The organism is Pseudolabrys sp. Root1462, assembly GCF_001426945.1.
Taxonomy (GTDB): Bacteria; Pseudomonadota; Alphaproteobacteria; order Rhizobiales; family Xanthobacteraceae; genus Pseudolabrys.
Genome location: NZ_LMFS01000001.1, coordinates 3,135,608 through 3,151,366, shown reverse-complemented (window position 1 = coordinate 3,151,366; position 15,759 = coordinate 3,135,608). Strand labels below are relative to the sequence as shown.

Here is a 15,759-nt window from a genome sequence, read left to right as displayed (position 1 = left end):
TAGTATAGGGCAAACGTCTTGGAACAAGAAGACGCTGGGAGGAGGCCGTGGTGGGCAAGGAACGGCGCGCCGTCATCATCGGCGGCTCGATGAGCGGGCTGCTGAGCGCGCTGTTGCTGCAGCGCAGCGGCTGGCGCGTCGATGTCTATGAGCGCGTCGGCGAGGAATTGTCGGGCCGCGGCGCCGGTATTGTCGCGCAGCCGGAGTTGATCGCCCGCCTCAATGGCCTGGGTTTGCGGACCGACGATCTCGGCGTGCGTATCGCGCGGCGGCAGATCCTGAATGCCGGCGGCGAGATCACCGATGAACTCGCCTGTGCCCAGGTGGCGACGGCGTGGGAGCGTGTCTTCCGGCTGCTGCGGGCGGCGTTTCCCGATGCGCAATATCATCGCGGCAAGGTGCTCAAAGGCTTCTCGCAGGAGGCCGGCAGCGTCACCGCGCATTTCATCGACGGTGAGATCGTGACCGCCGACCTGCTGGTCGGCGCCGACGGTATCCGCTCCACGGTGCGTCAGCACCTCGCGCCGGAGGTCACGCCGCTCTATGCCGGCTATGTCGCCTGGCGCGCCTTGATCGCCGAAGAGCGCATTCCGCGAGACACGCATGCGGCGATCTTCGACATCATGTCGTTCGGCCTGCCGCCGGCCGAGCAGTTTCTCAGCTATCCGGTAGCCGGGCCGGATAACGACCTGCGCGAAGGGCACCGCCGCACCAATGTCATCTGGTACCGTCCGGCCGATGCAGGCGACAAACTCAAATGGCTGCTGACCGACGCGCAGGGGCGCGTGCACGATATTTCCATTCCGCCGGGCCTGATCCGCGCCGAGGCGATTGCCGAGATGCGCGATGCGGCCGAGCGGCTGCTGGCGCCGCCGTTCCGTGCGCTGGTTCGTCGCATCGACGAGCCGCTGCTGCAGCCGATCTACGATCTGGCGTCGCCGCGCATGGCGTTCGGCCGGGTGGCGGTGATCGGCGATGCAGCTTTCGTGGCGCGGCCGCATGTCGGTGCCGGTGTGTCGAAAGCTGCGGACGACGCGGCGGCCTTGGCCAAGGCGCTGTCAGCGCATGACGATGTGGGCACGGCGCTCAACACATTCGAGGCCGCGCGGCTCGGCGAGAACCGCCGCATCATCGAATGGGCGCGCCATCTCGGCGCCTATCTGCAGGCGACGCAGACGCAAGCCGAGAAGGAGCGGGCGGATCGCCACGCCACCGACGCCGCGGTGATCAAGGAAACCGCGACGCTCGATTTCCTCTACGCCTGAGCGCCGCGCGCCTTGGCCGCGACGGTCTTGTCGCGCTTGAGACGCGCCATCTTCTCCAGCACGCTGCAAACCGCGGCGGCATCCTTGGCGCCGAGGCCGGATTTGATCGCCTTGTCGTAGACCGGCAGGGACGCATCGAATAATGGCGTGGGCACGCGGTTGGCGCGGATGAAGTCGCCGATCAGCTTGATATCCTTGTCGAACATATCGATCGTCGCCGTCACCGCATCGTAGTCGTTCTTCACCATCATCGGTCCGCGCAGGTCGAAGATGCGCGATTGTCCGGCGCCCGCCGACACCAGGTCGAGAATCGCCTGCGGAGGCAGGCCGGCTTTCATGCCGAGCACCATGGCCTCGGCGCTGGCGACGTTGTGAATGGCGACCATCAGGTTGGCGACGTACTTCATCTTGCTGCCGTTGCCGAAGGCGCCGACGTCGAATACGGCGCGGCCGCAGTCGGCGAACATGGGCTTGAGCCGTTTGATCGTCTTGCTGTCGCCGCTGGCGTAAAACACGGCGTCGCCGCGAGCCGCCTGGGCACCGGTGCCGCTCACCGGCACGTCCAGCATGGTGTGCTTGGCCTTGCGCAGCCGGCGTTCGGCCTTTTGCTTGTCGGCGATCGCGAACGTGCTCAATTCGACGAGGGTGATCGGCGGCAGTTTCGCGGTGACGAGTTCGTGCACCACGGATTCGAGCGCCTTGGGCGAGGGCAGACTGGTGAGCAGGACGGCGGCCTGCTTCGCCACCTCCGTGGCGTTACGGAGGATGGTGATGCCGCGGTCCTTGGCAGCGAGCCGCCGCGCGGCGCTGATGTCGTAGCCGACGACGCGCCATCCCGCCTTCTTGAGGAGGCGGGCGAAGGCGCCGCCCATGATGCCGAGACCCACGACACCGACGGTGCCCTTGGAACCCTTTGCCGCTTTCGCCGGCCGGCCGCGCCGCTTTGCCGGTGCCGCCTTTGTCTTCCGTGCCATGCCTGCTCCGCTCCGATTTCGCTTCATCTTGTCATCTCGGCAGGCGTCGCGCCATCGCGGCAAACGACTTCCGCGCAACCGCCCGATCGCCTATCGTCGCCGGCGCCCAACAAGAACGGACCCGGGGGAAATATGCAGCTCGGCTTTTTCACGATGCCGATCCACCCGCTCGACAAGGACTGGCGGCAATCGCTGCGCGAGGATCGCGAGGCTTTCATCCTCGCCGACGAACTGGGCTTCGCCGAGGCCTATTGTGGCGAGCACGTCACCGACCGCGCCGAGAATATCACCTCCTGCGTCGTCTTCCTCGCCAGCCTGGCCGACAGCGTCAAGCGCATGAAGCTTGGCACCGGCACGATCAACATGCCGAATGCGCATCCGGCCATGGTGGCGGCGCAACTCGCCATGCTCGATCACATGCTCGATGGCCGGCTGCTGTTCGGCATCAGCCCTGGCGGGCTTCTGTCCGACGCCGAGGTGTTCGGCAATCTCGATGCAGACCGCAACGCCATGTTTCTCGAAGCGATCAACCAGGTGCTCGCCATCTGGGCCGGCGAGCCGCCTTATAATCTGACCGGCAAGTACTGGAATATCAGTGTCGAGCGGCAGTTCGTGCCGGAGATCGGCCAGGGCTTCATCGCCAAGCCGTTGCAGCGGCCGCACCCGCCGATCGTCGTCATGGCGACGGCGCCGTTTTCCAAAGGCATCACCGAAGCCGCGGCGCGCGGCTGGGACCCGGTCTCGGCCAACTTTCTGATGCCGCAATGGGTCAAGAGCCACTGGCCGAAATATGTCGAAGGCTGCGAGCGCGTCGGCCGGCCGGTCGAGGCGGCGAACTGGCGCGTCGCACGCTCGATCTTCGTTGCCGACGACGAGAAGACGGCGCGGGACTACGCCATGGATCCGGACGGGCCATACATCTATTACTACAAACAGCTCTTCGCGAAGGTGAAGCGCGGTGGGCGGCTCGAACTGTTCAAGACCCGGCGCGACCAGCCGGATGACGAAGTGACGTTCGAAAACGTCTGCAATACGCTGATCACCTATGGCACGCCGGACAAGGTGGCCGACGAACTGCTGAAGTTTCGCGACAGTGTCGGCGACTTCGGCACGCTGCTCTATGCCGGCAAGGACTGGGCGGACCGCGACCTCGGCCGCCGCTCGATGATCCTCCTGGCGGAGAAGGTGTTGCCGAAGGTTAATGCCGCGATCGGCTAGATCGCGGCACGCGCCTCGGACGACGTCAGCCGGTGATCGATTTGACGATGTCGATGGCGCGGCGCAGCAGCGTCTGCGATGCCTCGATGGTGCGGAAGGCGGCGTGCGATGTCAGCGTCACATTCGGCAATTGCGCCAGCGGCGATTTTGCATCGAGCGGCTCGGAATGAAACACGTCGAGGCCGGCGTGACGGATAATGCCGCTCTTGAGAGCATCGATCAGCGCCTGCTCATCGACCAATGCGCCGCGGGCCGTGTTCACCAGCAGGGCGCCGTGCTTCATCATGGCGATGCGTTCGGCTGACAGGAAGCCGCGCGTTTCGTCGCCGAGCGTCAGATGCATCGACACGACGTCGGACTGCTTGAGAAGGGTCTCGATATCGACCTGCTTGATGCCCAGCTCCGGCTTCGGGGTGCGGCTGTAGGCGATGACGTTCATGCCGATGCCCTTGCACATCCGCGCCATTTCGCTGCCGATGCCGCCGAGCCCGATGAGGCCGATGGTCTTGCCGAGGAGTTGCATGCCTTCCTTCGGCTTCCAGATTCCGCCGCGCACTTCGCGGTCCATGCACGCGATATCGCGGGCGCAGGCAAACAGCAGCGCCATCGTGTGCTCGGCAACCGCGGTGTCGCCATAGCCCTTGATGGTATGCACCTTGATGCCGCGCTCGTTCAGTTCGGCGACGTTCATGTAACTTGCCGCGCCGGTGCCGAGGAAGACGACATGTTTGAGCTGTTTGCATCGCTCGACCAGGTCGGTCGGCATGTAGGAATGGTCGTCGATGACGATATCGTAGCCGGCGATGACGAGCGGCAATTCCTCGCGCTTGAACGGCGTCATGTTGACGTCGATCGGCGGATCGTCCGGGCGCAGGACCTGTTCCCAGACCGGGCCAAGCTGATCGTTGCAGTCGAAGAATATCGATTTCATCGGGTGAACCACGGTGGGGGGTGACGGCGAGGATACGGCGTTGACGGCCGCCCAAGCAAAGAATAAATGCGGCGGCGCGGACGCCTATAGCATAGCGCCGGACGCAAGCGAAACATGCCGACCGGGGGCGGGCGGACATGATTTTCGACTGTTTAGTTGAGGATTTTGGTATGTTCCTCGTTTGGCGTGGCGGCATTAAGCATGAGTGACAGTCGCAAGGCTGCCTGCGTGGTCGGCTGGCCGGCGAGTCACTCGCGCTCGCCGCTCATTCACCAATACTGGATGCACAAGTACAATATCGATGCGGAGTATCGCAAAGAGGCGATTCCGCCCGATCAGTTCGCCGACTTCATCGGTCATCTGCGCGAGCGCGGCTATGTCGGTTGCAACGTCACCGTGCCGCACAAGCAGGCGGCGATGGAATTGACGATGGCCGACGACCGGGCGCGCGCGGTCGGCGCCGCCAACACGTTGTGGTTCGACGGCGATAAGCTGCGTTCGACCAATACCGATGTCGAGGGTTTTCTCGCCAATCTCGATCAGATGACGCCGGGCTGGGATCGCGGCCTTGAAAGCGCGGTGGTGCTGGGTGCCGGCGGCGGCGCCCGCGCCGTGGTGTTCGCGCTGCTTCAGCGCGATGTGCAGCACATTCATGTCGTCAACCGTTCGCCGGAGCGGGCCGAAGCCCTGCGCGAGCAGTTCGGAGCGCGCGTGCGCGTCGCGCAGTGGGGCGAGATGACCGGTCTGCTCGGCGGCGCCGGATTGCTCGTCAACACCACCTCGCTGGGCATGGTCGGCTTGCCGAAGATGGAGATCAACCTGCGCTGTCAGCCGTCGATGGTGGTGGCCGATCTCGTCTATGTGCCGTTGCAAACCGATCTGCTCGCCGCCGCGCGCGACAAGGGCCTGCGCACGGCCGATGGCCTCGGCATGCTGCTGCACCAGGCGGTGCGCGGCTTCGAGCTATGGTTCGGCGTCAAGCCGGAGGTGACGCCGGAACTGCGCAAGCTGATTGAGGACGATCTCATCGCCGAAGGCCTGGAGGCGACGGCCGAGGCCAAGGCAAAGGCAGCCAAGGCGGCGAAGGACAAGGCGAAAGACAAGCCAAAGATCAAGGTTCCGAAAGCGCCCCGCCCGCCGAAAATGCCGGGATGATTTGAGCCGCGGCGGTGTTCTTTGAGAGGGGCGCCTCTGGAGAACGACGATATGGAACGTGGATTTGGCGCGGCTCGGGCGGTTTTAGCCGCAATCGTCGGTGTCGCTTTGAGCTGCGGCGCCGCTCTGGCGCAGGTCGAGCCGCCGCTGCGGCTTCCCGGCACCATCGAAAAGGTCGAAGGCGACACCATCTGGGTGCGGCCCTATGAGGGCGGCGGCCTGTTCGAGATCGCGCTGGACAAGAAGCTTGCCGTCTATGGCGTCGCTCCGGGGAAACTGGCCGATCTCAAGCAGGGCGCTTTCATTGGCGTCGGAGCCATGCCGCAGGCGGATGGCAGCCAGCGCGCCATGCAGATCACCGTGTTCGCGGAAAGCCAGCGCGGGCTAGGCGAGGGTTTCCGGCCGTGGGACCGGGCGCCGGGCACCACCATGACCAACGCCACCATCGACACCACGGTGGCCGGCGTCGACGGACGGACGCTGACGGTGAAGTATAAAGGCGGCGAGCAGAAGATCGTGGTGCCGCCGGATGTCGTCATCCTCGATTACGTGTCGGGCGACCGGAGCGAACTGAAAACCGGCGCGCATGTCATGGTGCCGGTGGTGAAGCGCAAGCTCGACGGCTCGCTCGGCGCCGACCGCATCAATGTCGGCCGCGATGGCGTGATACCGCGCTGACCGTCAATGCGCCCGCGCCTTGCGCAGCGGGATATGCGCCGAGCCGGGCGCATGCACGCCGAGGTCGTCGGCGAGCTCCGGCATGTCGCGAAGCAGGCGGGCGAGGCGGCTTTCGCGGCCGCCATCGAGCCTCGCCTCGCGCATCTCCTCGACCGGACGGCGGACTTCGTCGGCGCGCGCCAGCGCGTCGATGTCGGCGCCCTGGTCGGCCAGCCGGCCGAGCAGGAACGTGAGGTCGTCGAGCTTCTCGGCGACGACATGGATGACGCCCGACTCCGATTGCACGCGGCCGCTCACCGACACATAGCGCGCGCCGAGCACGATCGGCCGCACGCGTTCGAACACTTTGGGCCAGACGATGACATTGGCGACGCTGCCTTCGTCCTCCAGCGTCATGAACACGACGCCGTTGGCCGAGCCCGGCCGCTGCCGGCAGGTGACGAGGCCGGAGATGGTGACGCGCGTGCCGCTGGCGATCGTGCGCAGCGTGTCGTTGCGGACGATTTTGCGCGCGGCGAGATCGGCGCGCAGGAACTGCGCCGGATGCGCGCGCAGCGACATCCGCAAGAAGCGGTAGTCGTTGACGACCTCTTCGCCCAGCGGCATCGGCGGCAGCGCGATTTCGGGTTCATGCGCTACAGTGTGCCCGGGGAGGGAAGTCGTGATGATAGAATCCCCACCCGGGCTGCCTTCGGCCGCCGCTTCTCCCCACAATGGGGACGGTGAAGACGCAAACAGCGGCAGATCGTCGTTCGCATCGCCGACGCGGCCGAGCGCCTTGGTGGCCCATAAGGCATCGCGGCGCGGCAGGCCGAGCGAGGCAAAAGCGTCGGCATCGGCCAGCCGCTCCAGCACGCGCGGCGACAGGCCGGTGCGCAGCCACAGATCGCGCACCGAGTCGTAATTCACGGCGCGGCGCGCCACGATCAGCCGCGCATCTTCCTCGCTCAGGCCCTTGATCTCGCGCAGGCCGAGACGGATGGCATGCGTGGTGCGGATGTCGCCGCGCATGTCCTGATGCAAGGCGTGCAGATGCCGGGCGGCGCCGGCGCCCGGCTCCAATGTCGAATCCCAGTCGGAATGATTGATGTCCGGCGCGCGCACCTCGACGCCGTGCTCGCGGGCGTCGCGCACGATCTGCGCCGGCGCATAGAAACCCATCGGCTGGGCGTTGAGCAGCGCCGCGGCGAACACGTCGGGATAATGGCACTTGAACCAGGCCGAAGCATAAACCAACAGCGCGAAGCTCGCGGCGTGACTTTCCGGAAAGCCGTATTCGCCGAAGCCCTCGATCTGGCCGAAGCAGCGCTCGGCAAATTCGCGCGGATAGCCGCGCTCGAGCATACCCTTCACCATCTTGTCGCGGAAGGTGCCGATGGTGCCGGTGCGCTTGAAGGTGGCCATGGCGCGGCGCAGCTTGTCGGCTTCGCCCGGCGTGAAGCCGCCGGCGACGATGGCGATCTTCATCGCCTGCTCCTGGAACAGCGGCACGCCGAGCGTTTTCGCCAGCACCGCTTCCAGTTCCTTCGACGGATAGGTGACGGTTTCGAGGCCCTGCCGCCGCCGCAGATAAGGATGCACCATGTCGCCCTGGATCGGGCCGGGACGGACGATCGCCACTTCGATGACGAGATCGTAGAACGTCTTCGGCTTCAGCCGCGGCAGCATGGTCATCTGCGCGCGGCTTTCGACCTGGAACACGCCGAGCGAATCCGCGCGTTGCAGCATGCGGTAGACGGCTTCTTCCTCGGCCGGGATGGTGGCGAGAGCAAGCTTGCCGCGTCCGTCGGGATAATGCCGCGCCACCAGATCGATCGCCTTGCGCACGCAGGACAGCATGCCGAGGCCGAGCACGTCGATCTTGAGAATGCCGAGCGCGTCGAGATCGTCCTTGTCCCATTCGACAAAGGTGCGGTCGTCCATCGCCGCATTGCCGATCGGCATCACCTCGTCGAGCCGGCTGCGCGTGATGACGAAGCCGCCGACATGTTGCGACAGATGCCGCGGGAAGCCGGAAATCTCCTGCGCCAGCGCGGCGACCTGCTTCATGCGGAAGCTGTTCGGGTCGAGTCCGGTGCGCTTGACGCTGGCCTCCGACACGTTGCCGCCGCCGCCCCAGATCGACGACGACAGCGCGCCGATCGTGTCCTCGGAGAGGCCGAAAGCCTTGCCGACCTCGCGGATCGCCGAACGGCCGCGATAGGAGATCACGGTGGCGGCGATGCCGGCGCGTTCGCGGCCGTATTTGCCGTAGATGTACTGAATGACCTCTTCACGGCGCTCGTGTTCGAAATCGACGTCGATGTCGGGCGGCTCCTGCCGTTCGGTGGAGATGAAGCGTTCGAACAGCAGCCCGCCGCGCACCGGATCGACCTCGGTGATGCCGAGGCAATAGCAGACCGTGGAATTGGCGGCCGAGCCGCGGCCTTGGCACAGGATGCCTCGCGAGCGCGCGTAACGGACGATGTCGTGGACGGTGAGGAAATAAGGCGCGTACTGCCGCTGCGCGATCAGCGCGAATTCGTGCTGGATGCTTTGCCGGGTGGCGTCGTCGATGCCGTTCGGATAGCGCTTCGCAGCGCCCTCCCAGGTCAGATGCTCGAGCGCTTCCTGCGCCGAGGCAAAGCCCGCGATCTGCTCGTCGGGATATTCGTATTTCAACTCATCGAGCGTGAAGGTGAGCGCATCGGAGAGTCGCATCGTCTCCTCGATCGCTTCCGGCGCGTCGCGGAACAGCCGCGCCATTTCCTCCGGGGCCTTGAGAAAGCGTTCGGCATTGACGGCGAGCTTGCGGCCGGCGCGGTCGATCGTCACCTTGTCGCGGATGCAGGTCAGCACGTCGGCCAGCATGCGGCGGTCGGGGTGGTGATAGTGCACATCGTTGATGGCGATCAGCGGCACCTCGGCCTCGCGCGCCAGCGCCTTGATATGCGCGAGCCGAGCGCGGTCCTGTCCGCGATACAGCATACTGGCGGCGAGGCGGACGCGGCCGGGCGCGATGGCGCGCAGCCGCGCCAGCGCCGCCAGCGTCTCATCCTCGGAAGCGGTCCGGCCGGGCTCCAGTGTCTTCATGAAGCCGGAGCCGGGCCCGGCGCGCGGCGTTCGTGAAACGCGCGTATCCATGACGATCATCTCCAGCCCGAACGCATGCGCGATCAGCTCGTCGAGCGTGAGGATGCAGTCGCCCTTCTTCGCCTTGCGATTGCCGATGGTCAGCAGCCGTGTCAGCCGGCCCCAGGCGGCGCGGTCGCGCGGATAGACCAGGATGTCGGGCGTGCCGTCGGCGAAGACCAGCCGCGCGCCGGGATGATAACGCAGCGGCAGGTTCTGCTCGCGCTTGGCCAGATGCGCGCGCACCACGCCGGCGACCGAATTGCGGTCGCAGACGCCGAGGCCGGTGAGCCCGACCGCCCGCGCCTGCAGCATCAGCTCTTCGGGATGCGAAGCGCCGCGCAGGAAGGAAAAGTTGGTGGCGGTGGCGAATTCGACGTAACGCATGATACAAATTTTCATTCCGGGTTCGCGCGTTCACGCGCGTCTTCATGCGCGATGGTTCGCGTGTCGGAATGACCAGCTACCCAAACATCCCGTGCACGAACCAGGCCGGTGCGGCGACCGCGCCTTGCGCGACATCGGCGCGCGTCAGGTCGCGATAAAGTCCGGCGCGGAACAGCCAGAAGCGATGGCCGCTCTTGTCCTCGACGCGAAAGTAATCGCGGGCGCGGTTGCCGGGGGGCGCGGCGTTCAGGTCGGGTTCTTCCTGCCACCACACGCCTTCGATGCGCTCGGGGCCTTCGGCGGCGACGATGTCGTGCAGCGCGCGCCGCCACTTGAAGCGCAACGGCGGGCCGTCCGGGACCTCGGCGACCGCCTCGATCGGCTCGGGCCGCGCCAGCAGCCGCAGCGGCCGCGGCGCCAGTTCGACTTCGGCGCGGTAGCGATGGAAGGCGGCCCAGCCGTCATCCGTTCCGGTCATCTGCGCCGGCAGCGACACCGACGCGACTTCGGGACTATGGCTATCCTGCGCCACGGCCCGGCGCACGCGCTGCGTGCCAAGCCGCGCGCTCAGTCGATCGATGAGGCGCACCATGTCGCCGATGTCTTCCGCAGCGCCGATGCCGATCTGCTCGGGCGGCGCGCTTTCGGCGGTGAGCACCGACAGCCGGGCCATGTCGAAACCGAAGCCGGGGTCGAGTTCGTCGGCAAGCGCGTTGAGCCGTTCGGCGAACAATGCGCGCATGTCGGCCGGATCGCGCAACGGCCGCGCCGTGCCGGCGGTGATGCGGCGCAGCGCGCCGTCGGTGCGGAACAGCGTCAGCTCGATGCGGCGGGCGCCGTCGCCACGCCGCTCCAGAGCCGCGGCCAGTTGCACGGCCAGCATCTCGACGGTGCCGAGCACGTCTTCCTCGCGCGCGATTGGATCGTGGAAACGCTTCTCGGCGACATAAGGCGCGACCGGCAGGCGCGGCGTCAGCGGTTCGTGCTCGCGGCCCAGTGCGCGATCGAGCTGGCGCAGCAGGCCGGCGCCGAAGCGCGCGGTCAGCGGACTGCGCGGCAGGTCGATGATGTCGCCGATGCACTTCAATCCGACGCGGGCGAGCGAAGCCACCATCGGCGGCGGCAGGCGCAAGGCTGCGAGCGGCAACGGACAGAGGATGTTGCGCTCCTCCCCGTTGGCATAGGTATCGGGCCGGCCGTCACGCGCCGCCGCCCAGGCCGCGCCGATGGTGCCGGCGATGGCGATGCGATAGGCAAAGCCGGCGTCGGCGAGACGGCGTCCCAGATCGGCGACCAGTTGGCGCTCGCCGCCATAAAGATGTGCGCAGCCGGAAATATCGAGCAGCAGGCCGTCGGGCGCGTCGCAGGCGACCAGCGGCGTATAGCGCAGGCACCAGTCGGCGATGCTCTCGAGCAGTTCGGCGTCGGCGCTTGCATCTTCCGGCACGACATCGAGCGACGGGTGCATGGCGCGGGCCTGCGCCAGCGCCAGCCCCGGCGACAGGCCGAGCCGTTCGGCGGCTTCATCGATCGCGATCAGCACGTCGGCATTGCCGCGCCGGCCGGCGACGATGAGAGGGATCTCTTCACCTTTCCCCATGTTCATCGCCGTCATTCCGGGATGGCGCTCAGCGCCGGACCCGGAATCCCGATGCGGGCTCAGAAGCTGCTTCTGGATTCCGGGTTCGCGAACTGCGTTCGCGCCCCGGAATGACGAACTGTCACGCAACCTTCTGATGCGATCGGTGGCGAAGCGGGGCAGCCACAGGCTCAGCATGCGCGGCGAGGACGAAGCGCTCATCGGTCTGTCTCCATTCCAGAAACCATGACGCGGCCGGACCGCGGCGATTGCGAGTGAGGTGAACGGCAAAACGCGGCGCGCCCAGTTCGTGACGCTGCGGCGAGGCGGAAGGAGAAGTGCCCACCACCCAGCGGGTCGCGGCGTTGGAAGTGTCGTGCGGCGGCTGTGCCCGCAGCAGAAAGGCCAGCGCGCCGCTGTCGCTCGCCGCCAGCGACAGCCGGCGCACGGCCACGGGATCGAGCGCGCCATGGCGCAGTTCGCCGATCACGGCGCTGACGCCGCGGCAGCGCAGTGCCTCTTCCATCGTCCACATCAGATCCTGGCGATGGGCGACGGAGACGGTCAGGAACTGCTGCGGCGCGAGTCCGAAGGCATCGAGGCCGGCGCCGTGCGGCGCCCCGCTCTCGGCGAGCGCCATGTCCTCGGCGGCCCAGACGAGGTGTTTCTTGCTTTCACCTCTCTCTGTCATTCCGGGACGGCGCGTAACGGGTTCGCGCGTTTCACGCTCTCCCCGGAATGACGGAGAAGAAAGCGCCGCCAGCCCCAGGGCAAAACCGGTCGCCGCCGGCAGATGCGCTTCGCTCATGGCCGCAATTTCGTGCAAGGCGCCACGCGCCAGCCCGCCGCCGAGCACCCCGTCCACGGCCGGAATGCCGAGCGGCAGCACCGCCGGGCCGTCGGTAAGGCCGGCCGGCTTCTGCAAGCGTGCCAGATGCTGACGCAGCTCGTCGAGCATGAGTAAACCTTTGAAAAGCTGAATTAATCCGCGGGAAAACCAACGGACGTTCCGGCTTTTTGTTCCCTATTTGTTCTAGTGTGCAGGAGGCGCCACGGACCGTCAAGACGCAAGGAATGGTGGCTGCGCACTCTGCCATGCGGCAGCGCTGGAGGGCGCGGTGCCGGCGCACCGCCAAAGCCCTCCGCGCGGACATTCAGATCAGGGAAGAACAGCGGGTCAGATCTGGATGACGAAGATGATCAACACCGCCACCGCCAACACCGTGGCCAGCCAGACCAGCCGGGGATCGCTTCGATTGGATTTCATGAACAGGAACCATTCAAGTCGCGTGCCAGCCGAGGTCCAATCCGCAAGGGCGGCCTTCTGTTCCTGATAGGCGTCAGGCGCGACGCTCCTCGGTCACGATCTCGATGCCGGACGACAACGATTTGTGCACCGGACACTTGTCGGCAATCTCCATCAGCTTCTGCCGCTGCTCGTCATCGAACGAGCCTTCGAGCGTGATGGTGCGCTCGATGCGATCGACGGTGCTCACCTTGGTGTCGCAGGTCTCGCAATCCTTGGCGTGGATTTTTCCGTGCGTGAGCCGCACCGAGACATCCTTGAGCGGGATCTTCTTGAACTCGGCATAAAGCCTGATCGTCATCGACGTGCAGGCGCCCAGCGCGGCGAGCAGATAGTCGTAAGGCCCGGGCCCCGAATTCATGCCGCCGAGCTTCTCCGGTTCGTCGGCGATGAGGCGATGCGGGCCGGTGAGAATGGCCTGCTGGAATTTTCCGGCATGGGTTTCGCGCACCAGCACCAGGCCTTCTTCGATTTCTTCCTCGGTCATGCCTTCGGGCCGGTCGAGATAACGCCCGGCCCAGCCGGCGACAACGTCGGCGACATAGAACGCGTCGGCCTTCCTCGTCAGCAGATGGTCGGCGCCGGCCAGCGACACGAAACTCTTCGGATGCTTGGCGGCAAGAAAGATGTGCGAAGCGTTGTCGATGCCCACCGTATCGTCGGACGGCGAATGAAACACCAGCAGCGCCTTGCCCAGATGCGCGAGCTTGTCGTCGAGTGTCTTGCCGGCGATGTCGTCGAGGAATTCGCGGGTGATGGTGAAGGGACGGCCGGCGAGATTGACCTCGAGCCGGCCTTGATCGCGAATCGCAGCGACATCGTCCTTGAACAATCCGGTGACATGCGACGGATCGTAAGGCGCGGCGATCGTCACCACGGCGCGGGCGTCGGCGATGCGGTGCGACGCCGCCAGCACCGCGGCGCCGCCGAGCGAATGGCCGATCAGCAAGGCCGGCGCGCCGTAAGACTGGCGCAGGTGATCGGCGGCGGCGACCAGATCGTCGACATTCGAGGAGAAATGCGTGTTGGCGAATTCGCCCTCGCTGGAACCGAGCCCGGTGAAATCGAAACGCAGCACCGCGATGCCGTGCTCGGTCAGCCGCTCGGCGATGCGCTTGGCGGCGAGATTGTTCTGGCCGCAGGTGAAGCAATGCGCGAACAGGGCATAGGCGCTGGGCTTGCCGAGCGGTTCGTCGAGCGTGGCGGCAAGAAGTTCGCCTTTGGCGTTGGGAAAATTGAAGCGGCTGCTGCGCATGGCGGCGGACCTCGCGGGCGGTTCAACGCATTGACATGGACCGCTATGTATATGACAGCGAGCGTAAAAGCTCGGCACAAGCCTGTGACCGACGCGTGACATGCCGCCCGCGCCGGTCGGCCTTGGCCGGCGTCTTTGGCGGCGGCTGAAAATAGCCTAAACTGCGCCGGTCCGCCGTGCCGGCTGCCTTGTGGAGTGCAACATGAGCCTCGCCGAAGAACGTTTCGATCAGATGTTTCCGGTGCTCGATCCGGCCCAGGTCGAAACCATGGGCCGCTTCGCCAGCGGCCCGGCGCAGACCTTCGCGCCCGGCGAACCGATTTTCGAAACCGGCGAGCGCGAGGTGCCGGCGCATCTGATCCTGGAGGGCACGCTCGAAGTCGTCCGCCGCGACGGCCTGCATCGCTTCGCCTCGGTCGTTTCCCACGGCGCCGGCCAGTTCTCCGGCGAGGTCAGTCAGCTCAGCGGCCGCGGCAGCATTCCCTCCGGCCGCGCCGGGCCGCAGGGTCTCACCGCCTTGCCGTTCGACGCCGCCCATATCCGCGCGCTGATGGTCGGCTCGGCCGAGCTCGGCGAGATCGTGATGCGCGCCTATATCCTGCGCCGCGTCGCGCTGTTGCAGACCGAAGGCGCCGGCTCGCTGCTGATCGGCCATCCCCACATGCCGGAGCTGGTGCGGCTGCAGGGATTCCTGGCGCGCAACGGCTATCCCTGCACCGTGCTGAATGCCGACACCGACGCCGAGGCGCGCGATGCGATCGGACGCTTCGGCATTCGCGACGACGAACTGCCGTTGATGATCTGCCCGAACGGCAAGCTGCTGAAGCGGCCGAGCGACGCCGAGGCCGGCGCCTGTCTCGGCATCACGCCGGAGCTCGATCCGGCCAAGGTCTACGACGTCGCCGTGGTCGGTGCCGGACCGGCGGGGCTCGCCGCCGCGGTCTATGGTGCGTCCGAAGGCCTGTCGATGATCGTGCTCGACACCCGCGCCTTTGGCGGCCAGGCCGGCGCTTCGGCGCGCATCGAGAATTATCTCGGCTTCCCCACCGGCATTTCCGGCATGGCGCTGGCCGGCCGTGCCTTCAATCAGGCGCAGAAGTTCGGCGCCGAGATCGCCATTCCGCTCACCGTCGATCGACTCGACTGCAGCGGCGCCGATTGCGCGTCGCGCCAGCCGTTCAAGCTCGAGCTCGCGGACAACCGCGGCACCGTGCAGGCGCGCACGGTGATCATCGCGTCCGGCGCGCGCTATCGCCGCCCGGCGATCGGTAACCTGTCCGACTTCGACAACAACGGCATCTCGTACTGGGCCTCGCCGATCGAAGCCAAGTTGTGCGAAGGCGAGGAGGTGGCGCTGATCGGCGGCGGCAATTCGGCAGGGCAGGCGGTGGTCTATCTGGCGCCGAAGGTGAAGCATCTGCATCTCATCGTGCGCCGCGACCTCGAAGCGACGATGTCGAAATATCTGATCGAGCGCATCCAGGCGCTGCCCAACGTGTCGCTGCATGTCGGCAAGGAGATCGTGGCGCTCGACGGCGACGGCGCGGGCCTCCGCGGCGCGACCTTCCGCGAAGTGCGCAGCGGCACGGAAAAATCGATCGCGCTGCGCCACCTGTTCCTGTTCATCGGCGCCGACCCGAACGGCCACTGGCTGGCGAACTGCGTCAACAGCGACGGCAAGGGCTTCATCGTCACCGGCACGTCGTTCGACCGCGACGTCGGGCGCCAGCCGATGCCGCTGGAGACCAGCGTCCCCGGCATCTTCGCCATTGGCGATGTGCGCGCCGGCTCGACCAAGCGCGTCGGCGCCGCGATCGGCGAGGGCGCCGCGGTGGTGGCGCAGATCCATCAGGTGCTGGCGCTGGCCGAGGAGCCGCTGCCGCAGGCGGCGGAGTAGGAC

General features: G+C 66.4%; 10 protein-coding genes and 1 pseudogene. 5 read left to right on the top strand and 6 right to left on the bottom strand.

Annotated elements, in window-relative coordinates:
• Positions 1-47 precede the first annotated feature (47 nt).
• Positions 48-1,265, top strand: coding sequence for an FAD-dependent monooxygenase (locus ASD45_RS15245; protein WP_244485390.1), 1,218 nt, complete (start codon positions 48-50; stop codon positions 1,263-1,265).
• On the opposite strand, the gene ASD45_RS15240 is transcribed toward ASD45_RS15245, so the two are convergent.
• On the bottom strand, positions 1,256-2,239 hold the full coding sequence (locus ASD45_RS15240; protein WP_056912260.1) for an NAD(P)-dependent oxidoreductase: 984 nt from the start codon (positions 2,237-2,239) through the stop codon (positions 1,256-1,258). The genes ASD45_RS15245 and ASD45_RS15240 overlap by 10 nt on opposite strands.
• Before the next feature lie 132 nt (positions 2,240-2,371).
• On the opposite strand from ASD45_RS15240, the gene ASD45_RS15235 reads away from it, so the two are divergent.
• The gene (locus ASD45_RS15235; protein ID WP_056912259.1) at positions 2,372-3,457 is read left to right on the top strand and encodes an LLM class flavin-dependent oxidoreductase; all 1,086 of its coding nucleotides are present in this window, start codon (positions 2,372-2,374) and stop codon (positions 3,455-3,457) included.
• Positions 3,458-3,482: 25 nt separating this feature from the next.
• On the opposite strand, the gene ASD45_RS15230 is transcribed toward ASD45_RS15235, so the two are convergent.
• Positions 3,483-4,388: an NAD(P)-dependent oxidoreductase gene (locus ASD45_RS15230; RefSeq protein WP_056912258.1), complete on the bottom strand. Its 906-nt coding sequence runs from the start codon at positions 4,386-4,388 to the stop codon at positions 3,483-3,485.
• Between the two features lie 201 nt (positions 4,389-4,589).
• On the opposite strand from ASD45_RS15230, the pseudogene ASD45_RS15225 reads away from it, so the two are divergent.
• Both ASD45_RS15225 and ASD45_RS15220 read left to right on the top strand, forming a co-directional pair.
• A pseudogene (locus ASD45_RS15225) lies at positions 4,590-5,423 on the top strand (shikimate dehydrogenase); the annotation flags it as partial.
• A 171-nt stretch (positions 5,424-5,594) separates the two neighbouring features.
• The gene (locus tag ASD45_RS15220) at positions 5,595-6,221 is read left to right on the top strand and encodes a hypothetical protein (protein ID WP_156380878.1); all 627 of its coding nucleotides are present in this window, start codon (positions 5,595-5,597) and stop codon (positions 6,219-6,221) included.
• A gap of 3 nt (positions 6,222-6,224) precedes the next feature.
• Here the strand turns inward: ASD45_RS15220 and ASD45_RS15215 are convergent, their stop codons facing one another.
• The 4 genes from ASD45_RS15215 to ASD45_RS15200 all read right to left on the bottom strand — a co-directional run bounded on the left by ASD45_RS15215 (position 6,225) and on the right by ASD45_RS15200 (position 13,859).
• On the bottom strand, positions 6,225-9,734 hold the full coding sequence (locus ASD45_RS15215) for an error-prone DNA polymerase (RefSeq protein WP_200949679.1): 3,510 nt from the start codon (positions 9,732-9,734) through the stop codon (positions 6,225-6,227).
• A gap of 61 nt (positions 9,735-9,795) precedes the next feature.
• Complete coding sequence (locus tag ASD45_RS15210; RefSeq protein ID WP_244485388.1) at positions 9,796-11,325, bottom strand: DNA polymerase Y family protein; 1,530 nt, start codon at positions 11,323-11,325, stop codon at positions 9,796-9,798.
• 115 nt (positions 11,326-11,440) lie between these two features.
• Positions 11,441-12,256: a hypothetical protein gene (locus ASD45_RS15205; protein WP_056912254.1), complete on the bottom strand. Its 816-nt coding sequence runs from the start codon at positions 12,254-12,256 to the stop codon at positions 11,441-11,443.
• Between the two features lie 382 nt (positions 12,257-12,638).
• The gene (locus ASD45_RS15200; RefSeq protein ID WP_056912253.1) at positions 12,639-13,859 is read right to left on the bottom strand and encodes a bifunctional alpha/beta hydrolase/OsmC family protein; all 1,221 of its coding nucleotides are present in this window, start codon (positions 13,857-13,859) and stop codon (positions 12,639-12,641) included.
• Positions 13,860-14,061: 202 nt separating this feature from the next.
• Here ASD45_RS15200 and ASD45_RS15195 point away from each other — a divergent pair, with 202 nt between their 5' ends.
• Positions 14,062-15,756 carry an FAD-dependent oxidoreductase gene (locus ASD45_RS15195; protein WP_056912252.1) on the top strand — a complete coding sequence of 565 codons (1,695 nt, stop codon included), beginning with the start codon at positions 14,062-14,064 and terminating at the stop codon, positions 15,754-15,756.
• The last annotated feature ends 3 nt before the right edge of the window (positions 15,757-15,759 follow it).